Annotated in this window: 19 protein-coding genes; 4 read left to right on the forward strand and 15 right to left on the reverse strand. The window is 46.5% G+C overall.

What is annotated here, in order from left to right; genetic code table 11:
• Positions 1-202 precede the first annotated feature (202 nt).
• On the forward strand, positions 203-793 hold the full coding sequence (locus IEW26_RS10430; protein ID WP_188592324.1) for a P-loop nucleotide/nucleoside kinase family protein: 591 nt from the start codon (positions 203-205) through the stop codon (positions 791-793).
• A gap of 856 nt (positions 794-1,649) precedes the next feature.
• Here the strand turns inward: IEW26_RS10430 and IEW26_RS10435 are convergent.
• The 10 genes from IEW26_RS10435 to IEW26_RS10480 all read right to left on the reverse strand — a co-directional run bounded on the left by IEW26_RS10435 (position 1,650) and on the right by IEW26_RS10480 (position 16,433).
• The gene (locus IEW26_RS10435; RefSeq protein WP_188592325.1) at positions 1,650-2,621 is read right to left on the reverse strand and encodes a sugar phosphate isomerase/epimerase family protein; all 972 of its coding nucleotides are present in this window, start codon (positions 2,619-2,621) and stop codon (positions 1,650-1,652) included.
• A 159-nt stretch (positions 2,622-2,780) separates the two neighbouring features.
• Positions 2,781-4,475: a DUF8769 domain-containing protein gene (locus IEW26_RS10440; RefSeq protein ID WP_188592326.1), complete on the reverse strand. Its 1,695-nt coding sequence runs from the start codon at positions 4,473-4,475 to the stop codon at positions 2,781-2,783.
• 21 nt (positions 4,476-4,496) lie between these two features.
• The gene (locus tag IEW26_RS10445; protein WP_111272473.1) at positions 4,497-5,369 is read right to left on the reverse strand and encodes a carbohydrate ABC transporter permease; all 873 of its coding nucleotides are present in this window, start codon (positions 5,367-5,369) and stop codon (positions 4,497-4,499) included.
• A gap of 67 nt (positions 5,370-5,436) precedes the next feature.
• Positions 5,437-6,339: an ABC transporter permease gene (locus IEW26_RS10450; protein WP_111272472.1), complete on the reverse strand. Its 903-nt coding sequence runs from the start codon at positions 6,337-6,339 to the stop codon at positions 5,437-5,439.
• A 107-nt stretch (positions 6,340-6,446) separates the two neighbouring features.
• The gene (locus tag IEW26_RS10455) at positions 6,447-8,051 is read right to left on the reverse strand and encodes an extracellular solute-binding protein (RefSeq protein WP_188592327.1); all 1,605 of its coding nucleotides are present in this window, start codon (positions 8,049-8,051) and stop codon (positions 6,447-6,449) included.
• Between the two features lie 626 nt (positions 8,052-8,677).
• Positions 8,678-10,921 carry a helix-turn-helix domain-containing protein gene (locus IEW26_RS10460; protein WP_188592328.1) on the reverse strand — a complete coding sequence of 748 codons (2,244 nt, stop codon included), beginning with the start codon at positions 10,919-10,921 and terminating at the stop codon, positions 8,678-8,680.
• Between the two features lie 95 nt (positions 10,922-11,016).
• A complete protein-coding gene (locus IEW26_RS10465) occupies positions 11,017-12,243 on the reverse strand; it encodes an MFS transporter (protein ID WP_229729773.1) in 1,227 nt (408 codons plus the stop codon).
• Positions 12,244-12,286: 43 nt separating this feature from the next.
• Entirely contained in the window at positions 12,287-13,309 is a 1,023-nt protein-coding gene (locus IEW26_RS10470; RefSeq protein ID WP_188592329.1) for an ROK family protein, read from the reverse strand.
• A 123-nt stretch (positions 13,310-13,432) separates the two neighbouring features.
• On the reverse strand, positions 13,433-14,839 hold the full coding sequence (locus tag IEW26_RS10475; RefSeq protein WP_188592330.1) for an ROK family transcriptional regulator: 1,407 nt from the start codon (positions 14,837-14,839) through the stop codon (positions 13,433-13,435).
• Between the two features lie 754 nt (positions 14,840-15,593).
• Positions 15,594-16,433, reverse strand: coding sequence for a YitT family protein (locus tag IEW26_RS10480; protein WP_188592331.1), 840 nt, complete (start codon positions 16,431-16,433; stop codon positions 15,594-15,596).
• Between the two features lie 338 nt (positions 16,434-16,771).
• On the opposite strand from IEW26_RS10480, the gene desA reads away from it, so the two are divergent.
• The 3 genes from desA to IEW26_RS10495 all read left to right on the forward strand — a co-directional run bounded on the left by desA (position 16,772) and on the right by IEW26_RS10495 (position 19,669).
• Positions 16,772-17,800, forward strand: a complete 1,029-nt coding sequence (gene desA, locus IEW26_RS10485; protein ID WP_188592332.1) for a Delta(5) desaturase DesA — start codon at positions 16,772-16,774, stop codon at positions 17,798-17,800.
• A gap of 124 nt (positions 17,801-17,924) precedes the next feature.
• A complete protein-coding gene (locus IEW26_RS10490; protein WP_145402565.1) occupies positions 17,925-19,073 on the forward strand; it encodes a sensor histidine kinase in 1,149 nt (382 codons plus the stop codon).
• Positions 19,070-19,669, forward strand: coding sequence for a response regulator transcription factor (locus IEW26_RS10495; protein WP_145402566.1), 600 nt, complete (start codon positions 19,070-19,072; stop codon positions 19,667-19,669). Before IEW26_RS10490 ends, IEW26_RS10495 begins: the two co-directional genes overlap by 4 nt.
• 140 nt (positions 19,670-19,809) lie before the next feature.
• Here the strand turns inward: IEW26_RS10495 and IEW26_RS10500 are convergent, their stop codons facing one another.
• From IEW26_RS10500 to IEW26_RS10520, 5 genes are all read right to left on the reverse strand, one after another.
• A complete protein-coding gene (locus tag IEW26_RS10500) occupies positions 19,810-20,712 on the reverse strand; it encodes a hypothetical protein (RefSeq protein ID WP_188592333.1) in 903 nt (300 codons plus the stop codon).
• 71 nt (positions 20,713-20,783) lie between these two features.
• Positions 20,784-21,527 (reverse strand): polysaccharide deacetylase family protein, encoded by a 744-nt coding sequence (locus IEW26_RS10505; RefSeq protein ID WP_188592334.1) that lies wholly within the window; start codon positions 21,525-21,527, stop codon positions 20,784-20,786.
• A gap of 443 nt (positions 21,528-21,970) precedes the next feature.
• The gene (locus IEW26_RS10510; protein ID WP_110896046.1) at positions 21,971-22,474 is read right to left on the reverse strand and encodes a ferritin; all 504 of its coding nucleotides are present in this window, start codon (positions 22,472-22,474) and stop codon (positions 21,971-21,973) included.
• Positions 22,475-22,654: 180 nt separating this feature from the next.
• Positions 22,655-22,774 carry a dihydroorotate dehydrogenase gene (locus IEW26_RS10515; RefSeq protein ID WP_111272660.1) on the reverse strand — a complete coding sequence of 40 codons (120 nt, stop codon included), beginning with the start codon at positions 22,772-22,774 and terminating at the stop codon, positions 22,655-22,657.
• A 104-nt stretch (positions 22,775-22,878) separates the two neighbouring features.
• Positions 22,879-23,136, reverse strand: a complete 258-nt coding sequence (locus IEW26_RS10520; RefSeq protein ID WP_090920584.1) for a YolD-like family protein — start codon at positions 23,134-23,136, stop codon at positions 22,879-22,881.
• Positions 23,137-23,169 lie beyond the last annotated feature (33 nt).

The following is a 23,169-nucleotide window of genomic DNA, read 5'->3' on the forward strand; positions in this document are numbered from 1 at the left end:
CCTTCATATGTTCATACATCGGAAATCTATGCATTGTTAAACTAGGTGTTATTTTACCTTTTTATTCCTTTTATGTCCAGTCCTTGTTTGAGCTATTTATGATAGAATACTACTCATATCTTGTTTTCATTTGATTAGCAACATTGGCAACAGAATTGATTGATTGATTGATTCATATCAGTAATGAAGGAGACACGCGCTCATGAGCAAAAGTAAACTGATTTTCTTCCTCGGCGGTGCGGGAAGCGGCAAAACTACTCTTGCCAAAGCGCTTTCCCGCAAATATAAAGCCGCCTTTCTGGATATGGATATTCTGCTTCGCCCTGCCGCTGAAGCCATTATGACATTACAGGGGCTTGACCCGTCAGACCGCGACTCACCTGAGTACAAACAGTTATGCCGCGACCTCGGATATCGAATTACGATGGACGCAGCTTTGGATAACGTGCAGCTTGGCGTGGATACACTTGTCATTGGCCCCTTCACCAAAGAGATTGAAAATCCCGATTGGATCGGGCAGGAACTGGCACTTATCGGGCGCTCTCTGGATGATACCGACGTTCGGGTTGCTTACATCTATTTACGGGACGAATCGCTCTATCATCAGCGTATTGCCGGAAGACAATCTCCACTAGATGCATGGAAGCTGGCAAATTGGGAAGCGTTCCGCGCATCTCTTGCTCGGAAAAACGTAGACTGGCCGCTTCCCGCCGAAGCTGTGGCGTATATCGACAATTCCAGCGACGATGCTGCCATCGCCTTTGCTGAACTGGAACAGCGGATGTATAAGTAAAGTACAGGGTTACTTTTTAAGACAGAGATGCATATTAGAAGGGGTACGCTGGTATAAATCGGATGTTGGAGGAAGCTCCATGTGTTGTTTTACGAGTATGCAGGGGGAAGTAAGTATACAGCGGTTAGTACGTTGGTTTGTACGTTGGTGGGTTAGTAGCGAAGTTAGATGGGAGATTTGTCCTTGTAACGTCGTTTTGCGAGGTAGCAGTGAATCTGTGACGGTGAGTCGTGTGAGATACGCCCCACTACGGGAAATGCTGGCGAGATGCGTGGGTCGTATTTGGGGATGCGGGCGCTGTCTCAAGCTCTAACGATTCGTAGAAACCTTATTCAAGCCTTTTGGGCACATTTAAAATTCTAACGAATTCAAATGACGCTATTCCTCAAAAACAGGCCAAAATACGCTCAAAAAGTTACTGTGACAATGAAATAAGGTCTCTGAGAATCGTTAGGTTTTCATTTTCGTGAATATGCTGTAAATAAGCCTTCTGGGGATCGTTAGAATTTTGAGGCGAGTTCTGTGGCTTGCAAATTATTCGAGCGGCTCTAATTCAAGTCGTTGTTGGCGAAATTGCCTTCGAAGCGCCAATAAAGTCAGTGGAAAGCTGCGAAAGAAAGGGACCCGTTACATCCAACCTGCAAGGTTCGACGATACCGATCCCGTTCTACCCAGCTTATCACTCACACGGGCGTATAGCTATGCTATCACTCTCTATCTCTTGCTCTCTACCTCTTACTCTTTATCTGTTACTCTCTATCTTTTGCTCTCCATTTACTTTTCTTTCACCTGTTTACTTTTCTTTTCTTACTCTCATTTACTTTCCTTTTTCTACCCCTTATCCAGCCTTTCATCCTCATTCCGCTTTCTGCCTCTCCCTCTGACGTTCAGAAATGCGAGTTACAATGAGGTTGTGACTTTCATCAATCTCCTCAGGTGTGCAGGCAGCTTTCAGCTCATACACCTTCACAGGAGATCGGTCGATAATATCCAGAAATGAATCAAAGAAGTTCATATCTTTGCTATGAATATACGGACACCAGTGATCGGACAAACCAACTGTTTCATGAATGTGCACACCTACAACGTGATCGATCAGCGCATTGGCCTCGCGTACGTTGTCATAGAGCCCCATTCGGTCCATCATCATGCCATGGCCGATATCGTACCACAGTCCAAGGGGAGCCCCCTTCAACTGACCAATAATCGTACCTGCTTCCTGCAGCGTAGGCATCTGATAACAGCGCGAACGGGTTTCGATGCCAAAGCTCACACCGTATCCGCGCTGCTCCGACACATTACAGACCTCTTCCAGACTCTCTTGAATCCGCTTGAGATAGTGTTGACTTCCCGCCTCACGCTTCTCCAGCATCTCCTGCCACAATGCCTGATAGGCCGGTGAATCTTTGCCCTCGTCGTGATAGATTTTCTTCAAGGATTCATCAATGTTGTACGTGAAGGGCACCTCGCCCGGATGAACAACAACCGCCTTCGCACCATAGCGATGAGCATATTCGGCAGAACGCAGCAGCAGTTCAATCGCCCGCTTGCGCCGCGTCTCATCGTCGAATCCAAGCAGTACCGAGTCTGTGCCATAATCCGGGTCAGCTACATGCGGAAATGTATTATGCACACTCGATATGCCGACTTGCCCGCGTTCAATCATCGGTTCAATCGTCTGTAATAGCTCTTCAGTTACATTGTAGTTTAACTCCACATGTTTGAATCCGATGGACAAAATTTCTTCGATCATGCCCTGTCCAGTCGTATGCCGCTTGATATTCCAGCAAGTCGAGAATGAGTATTCCTTTTTATCTGTATAATGCACTCTTCCTGCCTCCTTCCGTTCCGCTTCCCTGTCATAGTCTCTCAATCTCTGTAGCTTTCTTGCAGAAAGCTTTTAGCTCCGCTTTTTCAGTTTTTTCTGTTCTCTCCGTTAATGTGTAAAACATAGTTCAGCTTATATATCTCATGCCATACAATCTCTTTATTCACCAATTCCGAGTTCAAATCTCATCCGATTCTCGCTCACACCTGGAACATAACGATATATAATCTCCGCATAATCGGTATACATCAGAACTGTAGGCTCAGGTGCTTCGGCCTTTACCGAGCAGGTTAGTCCGGGAAGATTCCAGCGCTCTGGCTGGAACTGCTGAAGGCGAAGGGCCGGCCCCTTGATCTCAAAATAAACCTCAATCTCATCCGCAGTATCCAGCTGCACATCAATAGACAACGATTCCGGGGTCACCTCAGCTTCAAAGGTAATGCCCCGCAGATGGCTGTTCCAGTCCCCGCCTGTCTCGCGGCGCACCAGACGCAGATAATACCGTTCTCCCGCATCTGTCTGCCAATGAATGGTTGCGGGGTGCATCTGGCCGTTGGTATTGCGGCTGCCCGACATTGCACCCATCATTCGTTTCTCACCGATCCAGGCTGAAGCCGTGCACAGATTACGATTCGCTTTGGGATCATTACGCTCGCACAGCTCCAGGAACTGTTTCTGCACCAAACGATCACCCTGATGTGCTTTGAAATAAGGTACAGCCTCAGCTGGCACATCAATGCCGAGCAGTGCAATCATCGGGTCATGTCCGGACTCACAGTTTATACCCGTTAAATACTCGTAGCCCTCTCCAAGCAAAAGATAAAGAAACACCCCGATGGAGCTGTGCTCCCGCATCTCCATATCGTATGCCCGCGCGAACGGGCCTGACAGATTCTCCAGATTTGCATTGTAATACAGGGCAATATTGTTCCAAAGTCCATGCTCAATCCGATGAGCAAATTGTTTCATCTGTCCCGTGAGCGCATACCGTCTGAACATTCCCAGTACCGCGAGATCAACACCGTAATAGGTGGTTGTATTAAACTCCGCAAACGTACCGTCATATTGATCAAATTCCTTTAGCAGCCCTTCGGCCTGCTCCTCCGCATGCCGAATCCAGTCGGCCCGCTTGAACCGATGACCATAATAATGCGTAATAAAAATATGCATCAGCTCAATGTTGGTGTTCATCGGAATCACATCGGACAGCCGACGTTCCACGGAGCCCAGAACAGCTCGTTCCATGGCCTCATCCATTCGCCGGACAAGAAGATCTGGCAGCAGCTCCTGAAACTCCGCTGTGGCAATGGCACAGACACATGCGATAAACTCCCGCCAGTTTGGATCATAACTGATCCAGACGGGTGGCAATATAGCGTTAACCGCTTCGTGGAACAGCTGCTTTAACCGCTTCGCATCCGCACCTTCCTTTAATACATCATGCTCTTGCTGCAGATTATGAATAAACTGCGCAGACACCTTCTCAAAAGTGCGTTCCAGGAAATATGCCGTGCCTGGCGCAAATGATTTCCATGCATAATGACCCGCGGGTGGATGCACATCATTCGACTGGGTCATGAAGGTTCCATGATAGATTTCTTCCGGCGCATCATATTGATAATTCAGCACCTTATCCAGCACCCGAGCCGCCCGCTCCACGTCACCAGGCTCCTGCCGAATAAGCAAGCCGAGTGCATAATGTGCACTGCCTCGTGTCTCGTGCTCCGCTGCATTCTCTTCAGCGCTGCGGAGCAAGCCAAGCTCTTCATCATACAAACGATCCATCATCACCATAGATTGGTGTACAAGATACTGCTGTTCATTTGACATTTGTTTTACCATGGGTTGTGTCATGCCACAAGACCTCCTGAGACGTTAACCTTTAACAGCACCTACCATTACACCGCTGATGAAGTACCGCTGCAGCCAAGGGTATACAAGCAGGATCGGCAACGTCGAGAATATAACACTAGCTGCTTTCAAGCTTTCAGGCAACACATGTACTGCACCAATGCCTTCATTTTGCATCAGCTCTGTGATCTGATTCTGCTGTATCATCTGATATAACTTCAATTGTAACGGATACAACTCCGGTTTGGTAATATACATTAACGCATCCTGGAAGCCATTCCAGCGGCCGACAGCGTAGAACAGGCTGAGCGTTGCCATCACCGGAAGTGACAGCGGCAAAATAATGCGAATTAACGTGCCAATCTGTGTACTGCCGTCAATATCCGCAGCTTCCTCCAGACTTTCGGGAATTCCGCGGAAAAAGGTGATCAGAATAATCATATAAAACGGGCTGATCAGTCCGGGCAAAATCAATCCCCATGTGCTGTCAAGCAGATGCAAGTTTTTGATCAAAATATACTCCGGGATAATACCTCCGCTGAAAAACATCGTAACCACGATCACCATCATAAACCATTTGCGCCCTCTGAGACTGCTTTTGGCAAGAGGATATGCTGCCGCAATGGTCATGACCATACTCAGCACTGTGCTAAGAACGGTCAGCCAGATGGTATAGAACAGGGATCGAATCATGGAACCATCACCAAATACTTTGCCGTACGCCTCCCAGGTAATCTCTTTCGGGAAAAAGGAGACCTCTCCCGAACCGATCGCCCGGTTCGAGCTTAGCGAGATGGAAATGATATGGATAAACGGTGCAAGGCACAGCACCATTGCAACTACAATCAGAATGACATTTACCGTGTTGAATATTCGATTCGCCGTGTTTTCCGACATCTTACTCACTCCTTACAGATCATAGATGAACTCCGTGTTGATCAAGCATTCCGTCCGTTACATTCCGTTACATAATGCTCTCGTCTGTTAATTTTTTCGATGCATAGTTCGCACCAAGGATGAAGATCAGTCCAACAACAGCCTGGAATAACCCAACTGCGGTTGCCAGCGTCACTTGACCGGATTGCAAACCCATACGGTATACAAAGGTACTGAGAACATCCGAATATTCACGTACGGCTACGTTGCCGATAATGAACGGACGGTCGAAGCTAATGGAGATCATATTGCCGACATTGATGATCAGCAGAGTAACAATCGTTGTTTTGATGCCTGGCAGAGAGATGTGCCAGATTCTGCGCAAGCGGCTTGCTCCATCCACCTCGGCAGCTTCATACAGCTCGCGGTTGATACCCGTTAGAGACGCCAGATAGAGAATGGTGCCCCAGCCTGCACTTTGCCACACACCTACAGCAAGATATGTGAAGAGCCAATAGTTTTTATCCGTGAGGAATGGAAGCGGATCAAGCCCGATGCTCATTAACATGTTGTTAATGAAGCCAGACTGTGTGCCGAACACCTGTAATACGATCCCGCCAATGATGACCCATGAGATAAAATGCGGAATGTACAGCAGCGTCTGTGCCATCTTTTTAAACCAGGCCACTCGTAATTCAAAAAGCAGGATTGCCAGAATCAGTGGTGCCGGAAACGATACAAGCAAATCCAGGAAATTCAGAACGATGGTATTGCGCAGTGCCGTGTAGAACCCTTGATTTTCGAACACTTCTTTGAAGGCATCGAACCCGATCCACTTGCTGCCGGAGATACCCTGGAAGAAGTTAAAATCCTTAAACGCAATCTGTACACCATACATCGGACCATACTTGAAAATGATAAAATAGATCATTGGCAGCACGAGCAAAGCATACATTTGCCAGTTTCTGCGGAAATAGGTGCTCGTCTTCATAAATGTTCCCCCCAAGTCATGCAGGATGTACCATGGAGGACGATCCAACCATCGCCCCCATGAAATCCTGTTCTATGCTGTACCCATGCAGCGGCTTTCAGTTCGGCTTACTTCATTGCTTTGTAAGCTTCTGTACGCTCATCGAGGATGGCTTGACCTCCGCTGGCCATATAATCCTTCATCATGCTGTCATAGACTGCTTCAAAATCAGACGGCTTGGAGATCGTTGTTTTCACAATGAACTCCATGAATTTGTCCTGCAAACCATTGCCATAACGTGCCTCAGCTTCAATAGGTTTGGAGAAACGCACAGGCTGAATTGTATCTGTATTTGAGATCGCAACCGATTTACGCATATCGTCACGATATTTCGATTCAACCTGAACGACATATGCCTCTTCATTTTTCTTGTCATCACCAACGTATTTACCGTTCACGATAATAGCGATGTCACCAGAGTTGTAGATCCGTCCGGCAATTTCAGGAGAAGCATCCTCTTTGATCTGAGGCACACCGTCCACCAATTCATAGTTTTCGTCTTTTACGCCGAATTGCAGGTCAAACAGATTGTTTCCAGATGCCATCCAGTCCAGATATTTCATCGCTGCTTCCGCGTTTTTGCTGGTCTTCGGAATCATGACATACATGGCATTTGGAGCATAAGCCGGTTTGGCGAATTTGCCTTCGGAGTTTTTGAACGCATCCATCGGTGTCATGACAGCGCCCGGCTTGTTCGTTTGCAAGTTTTTATACGTACCGGAAATATAAATCTCACCTGCATCTTCCGTATAGAAACCGACTTTGCCGTTAGATACATCTTCCCACAGCTTTTTCTTGTCTTTATCCAGTCCAAAGTCCTTACTCATTAATCCCTCGTTATACAACGTGTTCATGTATTTCAGAGCATCCTTGAACCCAGGCAAGAGTGTCGGATAGTCATTGGAACCAAGCTGCTGTGTCAGTGTGTATTTTTGTTCTTCCGTCAGCGGCTGAATGAAGGACCAGATCAACGGCTCATATTGTGCAGGAGCAATGGACATGCCCATTGGAATGAGCGCCGACCCCACCTTGCCAGGGTCTTTTTCTTTGAAGGCTTTCAAAGTCGTGTGCAACTCTTCAGCTGTTTGTGGTACCGGCAAGCCAAGAGCATCAAGCCAGTCCTGCCGTACATATGAAGCATATTTCCCCAGCACCAGACGTTTTCCCGGAATGGCGAGCTGCTGTCCGTCATACTGACCGTATGCCAGCGTTTGATCACCCAGCAGCTTTTTCAGGTTAGTGCCGTCTTTATTAATGAGGTCAGTCAGTTCGGTCAGACCTCCTTGTTCAGCGTAGCGGTTGAATGTACCGGAATCGTAGGTAAAGACGATATCAGGCACCTCTGAGCCACTTGCCATCAGTACATTAAGCTTCTGCACTTCTTCCGAGCGTGGCACCGGTACAAATTGAACATCAATGTTGTTGGGATCACCAAACTTCTTCTGAATGAAGCGAGTCAGATAGCTGTCCGAGATGGTATAGCCTGCCGGTGTATTACCCCGGTCAAAAATTTCTACTTTCAAAGTTGTTCTGTTCCCCGAACCCGCTCCACCGGATGATGAAGCTGCTGAATCACTCCCGGATGAACACGCGGATAATAATAGAGTGAACGCTGTTACCACTGCGAGAACCGAACTTGCCTTGCCTGTCTTGCGTCTTTGAAATAATCTCATTTGACCTTTCCCCTTTCGTACACCTTCTGAATGATTCACATGATCGCCACTCCGTTATGGTTGCCCATGTTGCCGCACCTGTGAATGTCACTAATTATTACATTGTTTTCTGAAAACCGACAATAAACTATTTTCAAAACAAATAAAATGCTGTTTTTATGTCAAAAAAACGAACTTATAAACCATTTTCCCGTTGGTAAACTGTTTTCAACCGACTCATGTCATATAAACTAACATATATTTTGGTTGTTTTCACTGTTTTTCAATGGTAATCCGTCCTCAGATCGACAAACAACGACAGTGCTAATCCATTTTCCCGATGATCCTCTCCCCATAAAAATAAAAAAAGACCACGCTATTGGTGGTCGATTCCGTTTGTAATGATCATTATTACGGATTGGTCACAGCAGTTTAGTCCCTCGGTAAAATATTAAAGCGCACTTCGCCAAATAGCAGATCTGACAAGGCTCCAACGAACCCCAGATTTGTTGCCCAACGATATTCCTAAATACATTTCGCTCTCTTCATGACAAAAAACCTCCTATGTTAAGCATCAGGAATACACCTAATGCTTTCATAGGAGACTTCAGTTCCAGTTTCAACTCACAAATGTTCATGCTCAACGTTTATTTCTCTTCCGGTCTGCCAAATTGCTTCCGATAATCTCCCGGTGTCACATTCATGACACGTTTAAACACTCTGCCAAAAGAGATTGCATTCGCATACCCGACCTGCTGGGCAATATCCTGAATTGCTGTATCGGATGTGGCCAGCATTCGGCAGGCCTTTTCTACTCTCAGCTTCACCAGAAAGTCAACAAACTTCATATCAAACTCTTCCTTGAACAGATAACTTGCGTATTTTCCCGATATCTGGAATCGATCACTCAGATGTTTCAGCGAAAGATCCGGATCATCGAAGTGTTCTTCGATATATACGCGAAGTTCATTGATCATCGCACGATGACTCTTGGTTTCGTTCACCGCTACGTAATTGCGATAAACCTCCTTCAGCCACTCCAGCAAAATCTCACGGATGCGCTCGAGTGTGTCAGCTTCCTGAATTTGTGCACGAAGCCTTGCCAGAGTGTATTCATCGAACTGATGCTGCAATCGTTCAGAGAGCTCGCCAAATTCACGTGCTAACATCTGAATAAGCGACTGAACAAGCATACGAATATCCTTGTCATTCATCTGATCCTCGCTGAACGCAATAAACATCTGATCCAGCTGCGTTCGCCATTCATCTCCGGTCAATCTGAATTCACGAACGATGTCTGCAAGCATCTGAAGATATTTGTAGGAATGCAGCTCGGTCTGATCAGGCAATTGCTCACTAAGTACAATCGCATCCTGACCCAGTGTCAGCCGGTGCTGCAATCCCGCATCAGCACTCGCATAAGATCGGGTAATATCTTCCCATCCACTGACCGTTTGTCCAATGCCAAACGTAAACCGAATGCGGAAATGCTCAGCGATCCACATATGCATCTGTTTGGCCAAATCGATCAGCAGTTCGCGGCTGAGTCCTTCCTTTTCATCCGAAGCCACCACAATGATGAGACGTCGATGACCAAACCATTCTGCCCATGCTCCAAGTCCGTTCTCCCTCTGCACCAGCTCCTTGAATACATTCATCAACGCCATTTTCAAAATATTCTGATTGCCAGGCAGGTCTGTCCCATTCATCTCCGCCACCAGCACCGCTGCGCTTTTCGGCTCCAGAAACCGCTCCTCCAGCGGAAGCAAATGACGAAGGCGCTGACGGAATGAATCCATTCGCTCCCCTTCCATCAGATCCACCAGCAGCTGCCTGCGATGAATGAGCAGATTCTCATGATGCTGCTTCTCATAGTCCACCGTTTGAGCAATGAGATGTTCAAGTGCCCGGTCAATCAAGGCCAGCTCATCTTTGACAGACGGTGCCGCCTCCTCCTCTTGTACGCGAGGCTGTAGCTCCTGAATGCGATTCATCATGAGCTGAATTGGCCGCACATTTCGTCGTGTAATATAGATCAGACCCGCGACGGCCCCAGCAATCGTCAGAATACCAATACCAATCCATACATACGAAACAAGCGACACCCATGAATATAAATGTCCCGTCTGAATGCCGCTTTCGAAGGTAAGTCCCAGCTTCTCGGACTGTACACGATTCAGCATATTTCCATCGCCTGAGGCAATCTGATGAGCCGAATAGACAAGCTGGTTATGACTGTCCTTCACCTGTAAAAAGGAAAGATTGGCATCCGTCATATTGTCGATCTGTCTCTCCAACGCATACACCCGGATGGAGATGACAAGCAGGCCCTCCCCGCCCCAAGGGAGGGGCAGCCATTTGTTCATGCTGATGACCTGTGAAGGCACATCAAAGGAACGCTCTTTATAGGATCTGGGCTGATTCCAGCCCAGATTTTGTCTGTTTTTCAAAGCCTGCTCAATATAAGCCCGGTCTTCAAATTCATCCAGATTCACCATACCTCTGGGCGTTAGAATACGGGAGTCTGCGAGCCGATACAGATAAATGGACTGCACCGTGCCCTGCTGATCCAGCATTCGTCCCAAACCACTCGCTGCATCATAGAGAAACGCACTGGATAGCTGTCCTTCCTGGGCTTCCAGAAATCGACTGTACATTTTGTTGGTGCCGATATCATCGAGCAGTCTCATCTCAATATCACCCAATGAACGCTCCAGTGTACTTACAATATAACGTGTGGAGATCATATCCGCTTTCTTGGTTTCATTCCGTGACAGTTCGTTCACAATCAGGAAGGAGAGAAAAATGAGAATGGAGATCGTAAGCAGAAAGAGGGGAAAATACGAATAAATCAACTTGGTGTGCCAGCTCCGCTTCAGATTCACCTTCATAGGCCTCAGCTCCTTCCTATCAAATTTACATATTTTGACCTAAAGATTTTTTTTACAAATTCCACTCCGATGACAGATTAACTCCTTCAATAAGGCTATTCCAATGAGTAAGCCCTTCTCTGCTCCCTGGCTTGTCTGCTGACGATATATAAAATAACCGCGCCCAATGCGGCGCTGATTGTACAGGACAAATACATCACGGAGGGGCCGCCCGTATCCAGCAGGTACCCGTTCAGCAAGTTGCCCACAATGCCGCCAAGTCCGGCAAACACCATGTTAAACAAGCTCTGGCCTGTCGCCTGCATCTCACGCCCAGTAACGGAAGCTACGTATTCCACGGCAGCAATATAGAAAAATCCAAAGGATAATCCATGTAACACCTGAACACCGAGCATTACTTCCGGGGTAGGCCACAGCCACTGAATTCCCCAGCGCAGCATGTACGCCCCTGCCGCAAGCAGCATGGTACGCTCGTGCCCCCACTTGCGAAGCACATAAGCAGCTGCCAGCATGGATGGAACGTTTGTGATCGATGCAAGCAAAAGCGCTGTACCTGTCAGAGCGACAGAGCCGCCAGCCATCTGAAACGAAATAACGAAAAAGGAGTTAAACGCCGTCAGCGTTTGATTCACCAGAAAACAACCGGTGAGAAAGAGAAGGAACGTACGATTTCGAAGCAATCTTGCCAAACCTACGGAGAAGGTTACCGAGGACGAGGAGATGCTCGTCTGCTTGGGGAGTGTGCCCGCCAGTATTGCGCTCAACATGTTAAAGAAGAGGAAAGGCAGCCATAACATATGAATGGAAAACTGGGAAAGATACATCCCTGCAGCGAATCCGCCAAGTCCTGTTCCCAGGCTTCCGAAGAGCCGAATCATGCCATAAGAGGTGTTCGCCGCTCTTGCTGCTGTTACCGCATAGGAATCAGCTACAGGTATCTGTGTCACTTGAAATATAGTGCATAAAGTATAAATCAAAATTAATATAATGTACACCTGAATATTATAAAAGTACGCCAGCAGCGCCGGAACCATCAGGCTAATCACAAGCACCAGGCGTGTTTTCCTGAATTTATCCACCAGAATCCCCCATACCGGCTGGAGAATGATGGATATTAATGTACCGAAAGCCATTATAAATCCAGTGTCTTTACTTGAGAAACCCTGTGCAACCAATATGGGATTAATGTAAGGGTTAAAAATACCTCCGGCAAGTCCCATAAACAGGTATAAGCCCTGCAGTTTAATTAACACACGTCTTGCTTCTGAAGAAGAATCGGCTGTTCTATTTTTTGTATCAGCCATCATATGTCTATCTCTCATCCGGATCTCCATCCTTTTTTACTTTAGTCTCTGTGTATTGGTTCTATCGATCCGTACGTTGAAGGTTACGTCTGATGGATGCCAGCGCTCCGATAGCTCCTGCTTTATTGCCAAGCTCGGCAATAACAATTTGTACCGGAAGTACGACATAACGCTTCAATCGGGTCTGAACCTCGTTCAGATAATAGATTGGATTGGATGCGGCAACGCCCCCGCCCAGCACGATGATCGATGGGTTAAGCAGTGCCGTAATATTAGCGAGCCCTCTGGCCATATAACGCAGTGGCAGATCCAGAATTTCAAGTGCAGCCACATCACCTGATTCCGCGGCTTTGAATACATGCCTTGCTTCAATCTGTTCTGCTTGCCCTCCGGCAAGGCTCCAGATCAAGGAAAGCTCACTTCCTTTTCCAGCTGTAAAATAGTTCCTTGCCCGCTCGGTAATGCCCGTGCCTGACGTGACCTGCTCAAACACCCCGAACGCATCTGCATCTGCTGCATATCCAGGGTCAAGCCCTTCATCACCTGCAACAAAATGTCCTATCTCACCCGCGGCTCCGTGCTGTCCACTGTATAATTCTCCATTAAGTACCAGAGCAGCGCCGATACCCGTGCCCACGGTGACCATGACACTATGGCGATGTCCACGAGCCGCACCCTGATCCACTTCTCCCATCGCTGCCATATTGACATCATTGTCCAGAACGATATTTCCGCTGTAAAACTGGGCAATGATCGGCCGGATATCTTCTTCAGGCCACTGGAAGGCAGGCGCATTTCGCAACACCCCCTCATCCTGCAGGATAACACCAGGGAATCCCAGTCCTACACCAGCCAGCTGTTGCCACTGACACCCTGATTCCTCGCAAAATGATTTTAATTCGGCAAACAGCCAGCGAAAAAAGGATTCGGGCTGCTCAGCGGCTTGTGTCGGTAATCTGCATTCGTAAACTTGCCCATCCCCATTTCGGGTGCATAATAACATCAATATTTTGGTACCGCCAATGTCAATGCCAGCGACCCAGGAAGCCTTCTCCCGCATCTCACCTTGAACCGTTTCACTCATAAAATGTCCTCCTTATTTGATGTAACACCATGAAATGCATGTCTTGACCTTTATACGCTCATCTTGAGCTTCACAAAAGCTGTCTCTGTTTTTGTCTGTTGCAGTATTGTCGATACTGTTAATCTACTCTTCTGATTCTCCTTGCTGGAGATTCAGCAAGGTTCGCTGCAATGCAACCTGTACAGCACCTGTAACGACGGCCCGTTCCCCAAGAGCGGAACAGATCAACTGCGGCTTCACCGGAAATTGCTCGGCAGCGATCTGCTTTAATAGGGGCAATAACACATCACCGTTCCCGCCAATACCGCCGCCCAGCACGATTAGTTCAGGAGCAAGCACCACACTGATCTGTCGCAGCGCCAGAGCAATCATTCGGCTGTAGTGCTTGATAACGCTTATGGCCAGAGCCTCTCCGCTGCGTGCAGCTTCGAAAATCATCTCGGGAGTCAGAGCCTGCAGCCCATCTGCAGCCCCATCTATGTTGTCATCTGTATTGTCACCTGTAACTTCTTCTGCACTGAAAGGAAGGGCATCTGAATGTTTCGGATTTTTCACTTCATTCGATTTTTTTATTTCATTCGATTCTTTCAATTCATTCGAATTCTTCAATTCATTCGAATTCTTCAATTCATTTGAAGTCTTCAAACCAAGCGCCAACCCTTGTTGCTTTGCCAGATGTAGAAGTCCGTCAGCAGACAGCACATCTTCGAGCCGGCTTCCATTCTCCAGCAGCATCTCGGCCACTTCACCAGTCATTCCACCCAATCCGTGCAGTAATTGACCCTGAACCATAATGCCGGCTCCTGTACCTGCGCCAATGGAGAAAAAAACAAACAATGGGGAATCCACCGCAGCACCGCTTCTGTACTCGCCAAGTGCAGCCAGATTCACATCATTGTCGAGAATGACATCACACGGAAAAGCACGAGCTAGCGCATCCCGAGAGAACGCACTCTCCATTCCTGTGAGTGGTTCAACAATACGCTTGATCTTGCCTGACCCGGGTAAGACAACCCCCGGAATCCCGAATCCGATGCAACGAATATTGCTCCACACCAGACCGTTCTTCTGCAGCATCTGGTTTACATAGCCATGTAACAGCAGCAGCACAGACCGTTCAGATGATTCATTCGATTGCTGTGAATCATTCGATTGCTGTGATTGCTGTGATTCCTGTTGCTGATGCATAGCTTGTATAATTGGCGGGTAGGCAGCATAGGCTACGATCTGCCCGTTCAGGTCTGCCAAAGCAACCCGGATTCGCGTGGCCCCGATATCAACACCGCAGACATAATACGCCGTCTCGTTAAATTGAATCAACGTTGCCTTGCGACCTTGGGCGTTATCCGCACGACCAGTTTCCTTGACCAGGTTGCGTTCAATCAGATGCTCTACTGCGGACGATACTGTTGGTTTGCTAAGTCCTGTCTGACGGCTGATATCCGCTCTTGACATGGCACCTTGATTAATCAAGGCATCCATAATCAGATTTTCATTCAGATTGCGGAGATATTGCGGTGTGCCAGCCATCATATCACCTCCCTTTTATCGTTTTCTATAGTTAGTTAAGTTTCTTAACGAATTGATATCAATATATCATTCAGCTTGCAGCGTGTACAGCATATTTTAGGTGAGCTTCTATATGTTGAACGAATATATGAAAGCAAGGGTTGACACAGGTTAATCCGATGACAGAATAATATTATTAATCTGAAGATCAACGTTCTTCAGATTTTTTTGGTTTTATTTTGATAAGGGGAGAAATTCCCTTGATACAGGTGAAGTTTATGGAGTTATGCTTCTTATGCAGCTTTCTTTCCGAAAGCTTTTACCTCCGTTTCTTCCCGCCTGCAAGGCTAACGATTCCCAGAAGCCTTATTCGCCCTCAAATCAGGTTATCCGAATTCTAACGATTCACAGGAACCTTATTATAGGAAAAAACCGAAAAAATGACCTCCATCAGTGCAAAATAAGCCATATAACGTCTCTGTGATTCGTTAGAATTGCTGAGCGCTCAAAAACACCTAAATAAGCTCTCTACGATTCGTTAGCGAACAAACACACATCCCACCACAGTCCACAGCCAAATGGGCCCGCCCCCCCTCGGCAAGCCTTTCCTTGACGCTCGCTCTCCATAACCTCATTTTCTGCAAAATTTCTCCACGCAAAAAAGGACGAAACAGAATCGTTCTCTGTCCCGCCCTGCATCTCTTTTATTCACAGCATTTTAATAGCATTTTAAAACTTTTCTATAATACTGGCATCAGCTTCCCAAGTCGTTCACCTAGGACTTCGAAAGTTCAATAAAGCCTTCTCCGAATACGTCACGTACATCATGAATGGTAATGAAGGCAATCTCGTCTTCGGCCCGCACAATTTTTTTGAGCATCGGAACCTCTTGTTTACTGATGACAATATACAGAATCTCCTTCGGATTCTTCGTATAATAACCGTGACCGGACAGAACCGTAACCCCGCGATCCATTTTTTCAATGACCTGCTTCGCAATCTCATCCTGCTTGGAGGAGATGATCATCACTGCTTTTTTCGGATTAAGTCCTTCAATTATAAACTCCATCGTTTTGGTTCCGACAAACAATAGCACGATCGTACACATCAAACCTTGCGGCCCAATAATGAAGTATGAGGAGAAAGCCACAATCAGATCAAAGAACAGCAAGCCGTAGCTGATGCTCCAGTCCAGATATTTGTTTGCCAGCCGTGCCAGAATGACCGTTCCCGCTGTTGTGCCGCCCACTTTGACGATCAAACCGATCCCGAGACCCGCAAAGACACCCGCAAAAATGGTATTCACCCACAGCTCATTCGAAGCAATGCTCCAGTCTTCTGTCAAATGAAGGAACAAGGAGTTAAAAACAACCGCGATAATGGTGTAAACCGTCGTTGTTTTGTCCAGAAACTTATAACCTATAAGTAATAAAATACCGTTAAGAATCAGGTTCATCAGCCCTGGTGACCAATGAAACAGATAATACAGAATGATCGTAATGCCTGTTACGCCGCCCTCTGCGAGATCGTTAGGGATGACAAACAGATTGACCGCCAGCGCAAATAAAAATGCACCCGCCATAAGAAATAAAACATCCGTAATTCTTCTTTTCATTTAAGCGCTCCATCCAATCCATGTCATATACACTCAAGGATTGATTTTACCATGCTCTCCACAAAATTTGTATACAAAATACAAATTGTTGCGTAAATTGTGCAAAGGAATTATGAAAACGTCATCTTTTCACCATGCTGTATCCCTGCTTTTGTACCGTGGACCATGACATTTGTCATGGTCCATTCTTGATATTTATCATTACAACAGGCTGACACTTATGACTTACTGTTATGAACGCATTCTTTTACAATGATAAAAACGCTTCCCTACAGGATACACAAAGGGAATCGCCTGATACAGCGAACTACGGTTGTATCCAATAAGGAGGAACATGCATGAGCAGAAGCAAAGAAATGGCACTGAAAAAAGAAGTGACCCCTTTTGAAAAAAATGACCTCAAACTTAGTATCCGACAATTAATCAATACATTGCTTCCCCTCTTTTTACTGTGGGCCGCTGCTTATTACAGCTTATCCATCTCATACTGGCTTACCTTTCCCATCGCACTGGTGGCATCGGGGTTTGTCCTGCGCACGTTTATTATTTTCCATGACTGCTGTCATGGTTCATTCTTCAAAAGCAAACGGGCCAACGATATCCTGGGTACGATCACTGGAGTATTAACACTGACTCCCTACCAGCAATGGAAAAACGAGCATGCTATTCACCATGCCACCAGCGGCAATCTCGACAAACGTGGCGTAGGTGATATCTGGGTAATGACAGTGGACGAATACAAGGCGGCTACACCATGGATGCGTCTCTTCTACCGGGTATATCGCAATCCCGTTATCATGTTTGGCATCGGACCTATCTATGTGTTTCTGCTTGCCTACCGTTTCAATCGCAAAGCAGCCAGACGCAAGGAACGAATCAATACCCATGTAACGACCGTTTTGATTGTTGCATTGTACAGCTTCATGTGCTGGCTGATTGGTTGGCAGGCCTTTGTTATGGTGCAGGCACCCGTATTTTTCTTTTCCGGTTTCTTCGGCATCTGGCTGTTCTATGTACAGCATCAATTCGAAGAGACGTATTTCGAACATGAGGACGAATGGAGTTACGTCAAGGCTGCTGTAGAGGGTAGCTCTTATTACAAGCTGCCTAAGCTGCTGCAATGGATCAGTGGTAACATCGGATTCCATCATGTGCATCACTTGAGCCCGCGAGTTCCGAATTATTATCTGGAGGAAGCTCATAACGCAACCCCTCCTTTGCAAAAGGCAACCACAATTACACTTCGCTCCAGCCTGGCGGCTCTCCGCTTCCGTCTGTGGGATGAGCAAACCAAACAATTTATCAGCTTCCGTGAGCTGAATCGAAAGTCACGCAAAAACTACGTAGGCAGAGCCTTATCCGAGTAAATAGACAAACGGGTCTGACAGAGAAGTAATCACTCTGCCGGATTCGTTTTCTTGTATTCAGGCGTCAGTCATGCTACAGTCAGGCTAAAGTTGAGTAAGCTGTTGCTGCAAGGAGGAGAATCATATCCAGAAATGGTCACAGATTTTTTATAAAAATACAGGCTTGAATCCGTACGTGTGGCTCGTCTTTTTCATCCTGCCCTTCTATTACATCTCTCAATATTCCAAGGTATGGACGATGGTCACCGGCATTATTATTATCCTTGTCTTTTTTGTGTGTTATTTGCTAGCCTTTATCACCAAAGGATGGCAGGTCTACATGTGGATTGGACTGTTAATTGCGATATCCATTACGATGACAATTGCATATGACTATGCTTATTTCTCATTATTTCTTGCTTTTTTTATCGGCAATATTAAAAATAAAGCGGGATTTTTCACCCTCTACTCGGTGAATCTCGGCGCAAGCTTCCTGACGGTCAACTATGGCTTTATCAAGCAAAGCTCCCTGCTGCTTAGTCAGTTTCCCTTTGTATTCATCAGTCTGATGGCGTCCATCCTGCTCCCGATCAGCACGTATAACAAAAACAAGCGTGAGCAGCTGGAAGGAGAGCTGGAAAGTGCCAACAAACGATTGGATGATCTGGTGAAAATGGAGGAGCGGCAGCGCATTGCACGTGATTTGCATGATACGCTTGGTCAGAAGCTCTCGTTGATCGGTCTCAAAACCGATCTGGCAAAACGACTAATTCGGAAAAACCCGGATCAGGCGATCATCGAATTAAACGAGCTGAGACAAACGGCCAGTACCGCTCTCAAGGAAGTGCGTGATATGGTAACAACGATGCGTGGAACGCAGCTTGTGGATGAGCTGTTTCGGGCAGAGCAAATTTTGAAGGCTGCATCCATTCAATTTATTTTACACGGCAGCCCCAAGTTACAGGAAACCTCGCAGCTGAATGAAAATGTTCTCGGCATGTGTCTGAAGGAAGCGGTGACTAATGTGGTCAAACACAGTCAGGCATCGGTATGTACGATTACAATAGAAGAAACACCCTCACATAACGTATTAACAGTGCAGGATAACGGACTTGGTATCGAGCGTACACGCAAGCAGGATCGCCGGGGAACCGGCATCCTCGGAATGAAGGAACGACTTGAATTTGTGAATGGCTGCATAGACATTAAGACAGGCTCAGAACGACAGGGCACAGCTGTTATCATTCATGTGCCCAAGCTGGTTCGCAAACCTATGAAGGAGGATGAAGAATGATCAGAATCGTCATTGCTGAAGATCAGCGCATGATGCTTGGTGCGTTATCTTCCCTGCTTAATCTGGAGGATGATATGGAGGTTGTTGGACAAGCCAGTAATGGTCAGGAGGCGCTTGCCCTTGTGCAGCAGCATACACCGGACATCTGTTTGATGGATATTGAAATGCCCGTCAAGAGTGGGCTAGAAGCAGCAGAAGAGCTGAAAGGCATGAACTGTAAAGTCATCATCCTCACGACGTTTGCCAGAACCGGATATTTCGAGCGAGCGCTTAAAGGCGGCGTAAGAGGTTACCTGCTCAAGGATAGTCCGATTGAAGAGCTCGCAGAGGCGATCCGTCAAGTGATGAACGGCAGACGTATTTTCGCCCCCGATCTGGTGGATGAGGCTTATGTCGAGGAAAATCCGCTCACTGAACGTGAGCATGCCGTACTTGGCCTGATGGCTGATGGAAAAAATACCAAGGAAATTGCCGGTCATCTATTTATCACGACGGGAACCGTTCGGAATTACATTTCCATCATTCTCAACAAGTTAAATGCAAGCAACCGCATTGAAGCCATCACCCGCTCCAAGGAAAAGGGCTGGTTCAAGTAAGCGTAATACATCTGAACTTATAGTCAGAGAGAATAACAAAAGCTTGGTACAGGAGCCTTTCCCTATACCAAGCTTTTTGGTTATATGTCATCATCCGACGAATCACGTTTACAGACTGATTTAATCCAGAGATTTATCCTTTATTTGACGGATACCATCATATCAAGGGCATCCAGAGGCACCTGACTTGTTTTCAACTGATGAGTTTGCTTGCCATCCTGCCACGAGATCGTCACTTGAACAGTTTTACCTCCACTTGCATAGTCTACCTGGACAAATCCTTTGTCTTTGGGCGCCGGGAGCCTATGGGATTCCAGATATTGCACGATTTTCTTGGCAATCGCCGGATTGTTCATCTGATCCTCGGAGACAGAGTGAATTTGCAGTGTCCAGCGCCCCTCCTGCCAAGTCAGATACTGACTGCCAGCCGCACCTTCTGCCAATCCCTTCATGCCATGTCCCAAGTCTACGGCCATATCATCAGGAATGTTTTTCAGATCCGTTTCTGGAAAAAGTTCAGTTTGATTCATACTATCGGAGGATTTCACCTCGTAACTGGCAAGCCAGGACGCTTTACTGTCCGATGCCGTTAATGATGAGTCATTTAAAGCCACTGGTTCAGCCACCATGTAGAAGTTCACCAGTAAAGCATCGGAACGATTAGTTGCGATGTTTGCACCCAAATATTGACCTTTATTAAGTGGAAATGAAGTCGGAAGTTTCACATGTTGCAGCTTCAGCTCACTACGAAGCGCCTTCACGACATCATTAACATCTGACAATTTTGACGGAGACTTGCTGTCATTGGAGACAGCCGAGCCTTCGTTTCCTGTACCTGCATTGGCACTATTGGATGGATTAGTGTTCGTGCCCGTTGCTGCTCCAGCAGTTCCGCTATTAGAAACAGCATTCCCTCCGCTACTCGTCTGAGTCTGCTCTCCAGATGTGGATGCCTGGTTCGATTGTTCGCCAGCGCAGCCTGTGAGAGCCAGTAAAACGGCTGTTGCCACCGGAATGGTCATCCAAAGATTTTGTTTTTTCATGATGTGTACCTCCTCAGGTCAAGCTCGATCAGCTCTGACGTCGATTCTCGGTTGATTCTCGGTTGTTCACCTTAACGCTTGTCATTCCAGAAATTGACCGGCTGCACGTTCTTCGTTAATATTTCAAATTGATATCCTTCAGCCTTCAGTGTTTTCAGCACTTGAGGCAATACTTTCAGTGTTGCTTCCTGATCATGCATCAGCACAACCGGTGTGGTGCCCTGCTTGGTCACATTGTGCACCTGCTGCATCACGTTATTGTATACCTTCTGATGATCCTTCTTGTATTTCCAGTCCAGTGAATCTACATTCCAATCCCAGAGATGGAACCCTCCCTGACCCAGAAGCACATTGCGATATGCAGATTTAAGATATGGCTTGCTGCCATATGGTGTGCGCACCAGACTCGTTTTGACTCCGGCAACCTTGTTCAGGCTTTCATTCGCTTGCTGCATTTCCTTCAATCCGCTGTAAGCTGATTTGTAAAATTTCCCCGGAACATGGGTCACACCATGCAGTCCAAGTCCATGACCTTCTTTTACAATTCGCTTGGTCGCTTGCTGATATTGTTCCATATGAGGCCCAAGCATGAAAAACGTAGCTTTCACTTTGTATTCATCCAAAATGTCGAGAAGCTTACCCGTATGAGCTGTAGGGCCATCATCGAACGTCAGATAGATGATTTTGGCATTGGCTTTGCTTGCAGCCTTATCAGCAGATGCCGCTGTTGCCGTAGCAGACAACGGCAGGAACAGAAGCGGAAACAATAGTAGAATAGCAAGTGTGGTTGTTAGTATTTTACGAATATGTAGCATAATGAAACGTCTCCCTTGTGTGTGTTTTTCCCCGGGTGTGTGATCACTCGTACTCGTATCCCATGGCGATTAATGTTAATAGTATCAGAGATTCTCCATGCTCTTCTCGCTCCAAAGGCTACGGTAGAGTTACACTTTTGTCAGATAAACATAAAAATTAAAACGATTTTGATAGATTTTAATCGTTGACAAATGCCCGTAAGAGTAGATCATAAGATAGATCTATTGTGACATATTGTCTATTACCCTATTTGCAAGTTTTGATAGACTCGGCTTCCTTCTATTTTACGGACACAGCAAAAAAGCTTGCACGCATGCAAGCTTTCTTCCGTACAATGTTACCACTTGAAAGGGGGTTACATCTTTCATTTTAATTGACCAGGCTGTACAACGACCCTTTCGCAGATATGTAACATGAAGGTACGGTATGTATCAGAACAGCCTTATTCCGCAGGAGCTGTGAATGAACGTTTGGCGAACTCCGCATCTAACATGTAGAAGGCGTTGCTGTCATTTTCAATACGGCGCAGCTTCTGAATGATGTTATCAAACAAAGCTTCCTCTTCTACCTGCTCATCGATGAACCATTTGAGGAAATACATCGTAGCGTGTTCACGCTCATTCAGCGCGATATCCGCGAGCGCATAGAACTTTTTGGTGTTTTGCTGCTCATGGGCATAACCATGCTCAAATACATCCAGCATGGAGCTGTATTCGTTCTTTGGTTCCGGCATCGCTGCAAGTGTAGCACGGTGTCCGCGGTCGTTCAGGAATTTGTAGATTTTCATACCATGGAAACGTTCCTCTTCCGCTTGCACAAGGAAAAAGTTCGCAAACCCGTCAAGGCTTTTGCTGGAACAATATGCGGCCATCGCCATATATACATGAGCGGAATAAAATTCAAAGTTCATCTGCTCGTTTAACGACGCAGTCAGTTCTTGACTCATGATGAAGCACCTCTTTCTTTTCATTGGAATAGTTTTATTTTACCATAACGTGAAAGGTGCATGCATCCGAAATTCTACAATTTTCGTCAAATGCATATCAAACAAGTGTATTCCGTTTAAACGAAATAAAAAAAGCTCTACCGTGACGGTAGAGCTTCTTTCGATCATGGGGTGCGATCATTATACCAAGAACGCTTTGGAGATGATAACCAACAGGATGAACAGAACCAGAATCGCGCCTACAGAAGTAAAACCACCGTAGCCGTAACCTCTTGTTTCTCCACCTACAACTTCGCTCATTGACTGTACCTCCTCTGCAACAGGTATGGGTTATCTTATGCAGAGAAGAGCACTTTGACAGGGCGAATGCCCTATTATTCAAATGCTGTTTTCTTCTTTTTGAATTAATACCGTGGCGACTGGACCTGCATAATATCCATAAAAGGTACTTTCGCCGTGAACTCCTCTTCCGTATGCTCCACATGAACGAGCCGGGTACGGGAATCCATTTTTACAATAATGCCCTGTACCTGCTCCTCCTTGCCCCAGACCGTTAACAGCACCTCTGAACGTTCATGAAAAGCTTCTACCAGCTGATTTCCCAGCTCCTCCAATTCAAACTCATCCCGTGTGGGTCTCTTTGCAACTTTTGCTTTGGCCAATGCGGCTGCCTCCTTTACTCCGACGTCCCGATT

The sequence above is a fragment of the Paenibacillus silvae genome (genome assembly GCF_014639235.1).
Lineage (GTDB): Bacteria > Bacillota > Bacilli > Paenibacillales > Paenibacillaceae > Paenibacillus > Paenibacillus silvae.

Bases quoted from the DNA above. Each gene is read 5' to 3' on its own strand.
- IEW26_RS10430 (WP_188592324.1), top strand. From the start codon at position 203: ATGAGCAAAAGTAAACTGATTTTCTTCCTCGGCGGTGCGGGAAGCGGC.
- IEW26_RS10440 (WP_188592326.1), bottom strand. From the start codon at position 4,475: ATGACACAACCCATGGTAAAACAAATGTCAAATGAACAGCAGTATCTT.
- IEW26_RS10445 (WP_111272473.1), bottom strand. From the start codon at position 5,369: ATGTCGGAAAACACGGCGAATCGAATATTCAACACGGTAAATGTCATT.
- IEW26_RS10450 (WP_111272472.1), bottom strand. From the start codon at position 6,339: ATGAAGACGAGCACCTATTTCCGCAGAAACTGGCAAATGTATGCTTTG.
- IEW26_RS10455 (WP_188592327.1), bottom strand. From the start codon at position 8,051: ATGAGATTATTTCAAAGACGCAAGACAGGCAAGGCAAGTTCGGTTCTC.
- IEW26_RS10460 (WP_188592328.1), bottom strand. From the start codon at position 10,921: ATGAAGGTGAATCTGAAGCGGAGCTGGCACACCAAGTTGATTTATTCG.
- IEW26_RS10465 (WP_229729773.1), bottom strand. From the start codon at position 12,243: ATGAGAGATAGACATATGATGGCTGATACAAAAAATAGAACAGCCGAT.
- IEW26_RS10470 (WP_188592329.1), bottom strand. From the start codon at position 13,309: ATGAGTGAAACGGTTCAAGGTGAGATGCGGGAGAAGGCTTCCTGGGTC.
- IEW26_RS10475 (WP_188592330.1), bottom strand. From the start codon at position 14,839: ATGGCTGGCACACCGCAATATCTCCGCAATCTGAATGAAAATCTGATT.
- IEW26_RS10480 (WP_188592331.1), bottom strand. From the start codon at position 16,433: ATGAAAAGAAGAATTACGGATGTTTTATTTCTTATGGCGGGTGCATTT.
- desA (WP_188592332.1), top strand. From the start codon at position 16,772: ATGAGCAGAAGCAAAGAAATGGCACTGAAAAAAGAAGTGACCCCTTTT.
- IEW26_RS10495 (WP_145402566.1), top strand. From the start codon at position 19,070: ATGATCAGAATCGTCATTGCTGAAGATCAGCGCATGATGCTTGGTGCG.
- IEW26_RS10500 (WP_188592333.1), bottom strand. From the start codon at position 20,712: ATGAAAAAACAAAATCTTTGGATGACCATTCCGGTGGCAACAGCCGTT.
- IEW26_RS10505 (WP_188592334.1), bottom strand. From the start codon at position 21,527: ATGCTACATATTCGTAAAATACTAACAACCACACTTGCTATTCTACTA.
- IEW26_RS10510 (WP_110896046.1), bottom strand. From the start codon at position 22,474: ATGAGTCAAGAACTGACTGCGTCGTTAAACGAGCAGATGAACTTTGAA.
- IEW26_RS10515 (WP_111272660.1), bottom strand. From the start codon at position 22,774: ATGAGCGAAGTTGTAGGTGGAGAAACAAGAGGTTACGGCTACGGTGGT.